Source organism: Kitasatospora sp. NPDC093558 (genome assembly GCF_040683475.1).
Taxonomy (GTDB): Bacteria; Actinomycetota; Actinomycetes; order Streptomycetales; family Streptomycetaceae; genus Kitasatospora.
Map to the genome: position 1 here is coordinate 1 of NZ_JBFBDY010000634.1, position 3,523 is coordinate 3,523.

A 3,523-nucleotide genomic window follows, 5' to 3' on the forward strand; every position below is an offset into this window, starting at 1 on the left:
GCGGCACACTCGTGGAGGGCTTGCGGGACGGGGTGACGGCCGCGGTCGACGCGTACGCGCGGGGGCTGGGGGTGGTCGCGGCGGACGGTGCCGCACTCGGCGCCGGCCGGGTCTGCGCGGGCCTGACGGCGGTCGTGTCGGTGCATCTGGAGCGTCCGGAGTTCAACGGCTCGCTGCGGGACGTGCTGGGCAACGCCGCCGTGCGGGCCCGCGTCGCACAGGCCGTCGGGGAGCACCTCGGCGCGTGGCTGCGGGCGCACCCGGAGTCGGGCGCGGCCGTCGTTGGGCGGGTCGTCGGGGCCGTGTGAGGCCGGACCCGTCAGTGCTGGCGGCGGGTGCGGACGGCCCGGGGTGCCGGCCTCGTGCGTACCAGGTGTGCGGCGACGGCGCCCGCGCCGGCGAGCAGTTCGAGTGTCGTGGCGGTGGGGACCTTGGCCACCGCGAGGGCGGCGGCGATCAGCAGGATCACGACCAGCACGACCTGGTCGGCGGGGCGCAGCCGGCGCCCGGGCGGTTCGGGGGTTGCGGGAGGGGTCGGGCGGCGGCGTGATCGGCTCATGAGTGCTCTCAAGTCGGCTGTGGGGAGGGCGATTCAGCGGTCGGTGGGCAGCAGGTGGTCGATGGTCTCGGCGCGGCGCAGTGTATCGAAGTGCTCGGTGCCGTCGGTGTCGACGGTGAAGCCGTGGACGGCGGGTTCGGGCAGGCTGTTGTACCGGAAGTGGGTGGTCGCGTAGTACGCGCCGGTGTCGAGGAGGGCGACGAGGTCGCCGGGTTCCAGGAGGGGCAGCGGCAGGGCGCGGGCGGTGAGGTCGCCGGCGAAGCAGCAGGGGCCGGCGATGTCCTGGGGCACCGGTTCGCCGTGCTTGGCGGCGCCGGAGGGGTGGTGTGCGGTGATCCGCAGCGGCCAGGCGTCGGGCATGAAGACGGTGCGGGTGGCGACCTGGGCGCCGGCGTGGGTGAGGGCGATGTGCCGGCCGCCGGCGGTCTTGGTGTATTCGACGTAGGCGGCGGTGAAGCCGTTCTTGGCGAGCAGTGAGCGGCCGAACTCGGTGACCACCCGGTAGTCGCCGGTGAACAGGGCCGGTGCGTGGGTGCGCAGGCGCTGCGCGTAGGTGGCGTAGGTGGGGTCGGTGGTGTCGCTGGCGAAGTTGACGGGCAGTCCACCGCCGATGTCGATGCCGGTCACCTGCCGTCGTCCGAGTGCGCCGTTGATCTGCTCGGCGAAGGCGACGGCCTTGGCGACGCCGTCGGCCATGAGGTCCAGCGGGCAGCCCTGGGAGCCGACGTGGACGTGGATCCAGGTGAGCCAGGGGCGCCTGCGGAAGGCCTCGACGAGCCGTTCGGCGTTGCCCTCGTCGGCGAGGGGGATGCCGAACTTGGAGGTCGCGGTGGCGGTGGACATCGCGCCGATCGCGCCGCTGCCGATCTGCGGGTTGATCCTGATGCCGAGGCGGGAGCGGGTTGCGCGGGTGCGCAGGATGGCGTCGACCCGTTCGAGTTCCTGCCAGTTGTCGATGTTGACGGCGGCGCCGAGTTCCAGGGCCCGGGCGAGTTCGGCGCGGGTCTTGGCCGGGGAGTCGTAGACGATCCGCGCGGGGTCGAAGCCGGCTGCGAGCGCCTGGGCGAACTCGCCGGGGCTGGCGACCTCGCAGCCCATGCCGAGCCGGCGCAGCCGTTCGAGGACGGGGACGAGGCTGTTGGCCTTGGCGGCGAAGGTGTGCAGCACGCCGGGGTGGTCGGCGAAGGCGTGGTGCAGGTCGGTGACGCTCGCTTCCATGCCGTCGAGGTCGACGAAGGCGGCGAGCAGGGCCTCGTCGGGGTGGAGGAGGTGGCGGCGCACGGCTGCGCGCAGGACCAGTTCGCGGCGTTCGGCTGCCTGGCAGTAGGACGGCTGTCGGGTGGTCATGGTGCCCTGCCTCGCTCGGTCGTCGGCGACGGCCCGGGGGTCTTCCGGGCCCTGTCACCAGGCTGCCGGGCGCCGGGGGGACGTGTCTTCGTCCCACGACGCGGATTTCGCGGGCGCGGGCCGCGCCGTGGGCGTGGGCGCGAGGGGGGCAGTTGCCGCTTTGGTGCGGGGAGACGACTCGGGGGCGGTTTCGCCGTGCGGTGCGACGGAATCGGTGCGACGGAACCGGCGTGGCGGGGCTCAGCGCTGTTGGTCCGTCAGCCGCAGGTGCAGGTGGGCGAGCAGGCGGGCGTCGGGGTCGTCGAGGTCGATGCCGCAGACCTTCCGCACCTTGTCCATGCGGTAGCGGAAGGTGCCGGCGGGGACGTTCAGGGCGCGTGCGGCCTTCGCGTTGTCGCGGGAGTGCTCCAGGTAGGCGCGCAGGGTGTCGAGCAGGACGTGTTCGCCGGTGCGTGCCACGTGGGCCCGGAGACGTTCGACGGAGCTGTCCGCCGGGGAAGGCGGTGCGTCGCGCAGGGCGTCCAGGGCGTGCAGCAGGGCGACGGTGTCGGGCAGTTCGGCGGCCCGGGCGAAGGTGAGGGCGGGGGTCCGGGGTGAGCGGGTGGCGAGCAGGGCGCGCAGGGCGAGGTCGGCGGTGCGGCGGGATTCCGCGGCGCGGTCGAGGCGGCCTTGGACCTGGCCGATGCCGATGCGCACGGGCAGGTCGGGGTCCTCGGACAGTTCGCGCGCGAGGGACTCGCTCAGGCGGGTCAGCTGCGCGGCGGCCTGCTGCGGGTCCCGGTCCAGGCCGCCGAGCAGCACCCGGGCGCCGAGGTCGGAGGCCGTGACGAGCGTGTGGTGGCCCTGTCGCGTGCAGTGTCCGGCCGCCTTGCGGGCGAGCCGGCCATCGGTGGCAGCGGACGGGGCGGCGATGGCCAGCACCGCGCACGGCTGCGCCGGGGGCAGGCCGGTGCGGGCCGCCAGTGCGTCGGCCGAGCCCCGGCCGTCCAGCAGGGCGCGGGCCGCCTCCAGGACGAGCTCGCGCTGCCCGGCGCGGCGCACCTGGTCGTACAGCAGGTGGGCGGCGGTGACGCGGGCGGCGGCCTGGAGGGCCTCGGAGACGGTCGGCGGCAGCGGGTGGCGCGTGGGTGCCACCCAGATCGAGCCGAGGATCTCCTCGCCGGCGCGGACCGCGATGGCCGCGCGTTCGGGGACCTCCGCGGACGGACGGCGGTGGAGGGCGCCCGGGGTGGTGCGCAGCCGGTGGAAGAAGCCGTTCTTCTGCATCGCCTCCACCCGTTCGGGCGGCACCTGGTGGCCGAGGATGGTGTCCCGGCGGATGTCGTCGACGTCCTTGTTGTTCGAGGAGTACGCGAGCACGCGCGAGCGCGGGCTCTCGATCGTCACCGCGCCGCCCACCAGGGGGGCCAGTGCCTCGGCGAGGGCGTCCAGGTCGCCGAGAGGCACGTTGGTGATCTCCGCCTCCCCGGCGACCTCAAGTCCCGCCCGCAGGGCGCCGATCAGCTGCACCCAGTCGACCCAGCTGTGGCGGAAGAGCAGCGCCGTGCCCGCCTCGGTGGCGGCGGCGCGCAGCGCCTCGTTCGGCGCTCCGGCGCCCTCCTCGCGGAAGACCACGCC

At 74.7% G+C, this 3,523-nt stretch carries 3 protein-coding genes and 1 pseudogene; 1 reads left to right on the top strand and 3 read right to left on the bottom strand.

The features are described from left to right. Window positions 1-308 (top strand): annotated as a pseudogene (locus AB0O00_RS32835) (hypothetical protein); the annotation flags it as partial. An 11-nt stretch (window positions 309-319) separates the two neighbouring features. Here the strand turns inward: AB0O00_RS32835 and AB0O00_RS32840 are convergent. From AB0O00_RS32840 to AB0O00_RS32850, 3 genes are all read right to left on the bottom strand, one after another. After that, window positions 320-559 carry a hypothetical protein gene (locus AB0O00_RS32840; RefSeq protein WP_363658038.1) on the bottom strand — a complete coding sequence of 80 codons (240 nt, stop codon included), beginning with the start codon at window positions 557-559 and terminating at the stop codon, window positions 320-322. Window positions 560-592: 33 nt separating this feature from the next. Next, window positions 593-1,906 carry a diaminopimelate decarboxylase gene (locus tag AB0O00_RS32845; protein ID WP_363658039.1) on the bottom strand — a complete coding sequence of 438 codons (1,314 nt, stop codon included), beginning with the start codon at window positions 1,904-1,906 and terminating at the stop codon, window positions 593-595. A 240-nt stretch (window positions 1,907-2,146) separates the two neighbouring features. Next, a partial coding sequence (locus AB0O00_RS32850; protein ID WP_363658041.1) for a helix-turn-helix domain-containing protein occupies window positions 2,147-3,523 on the bottom strand: 1,377 nt, incomplete at its 5' end.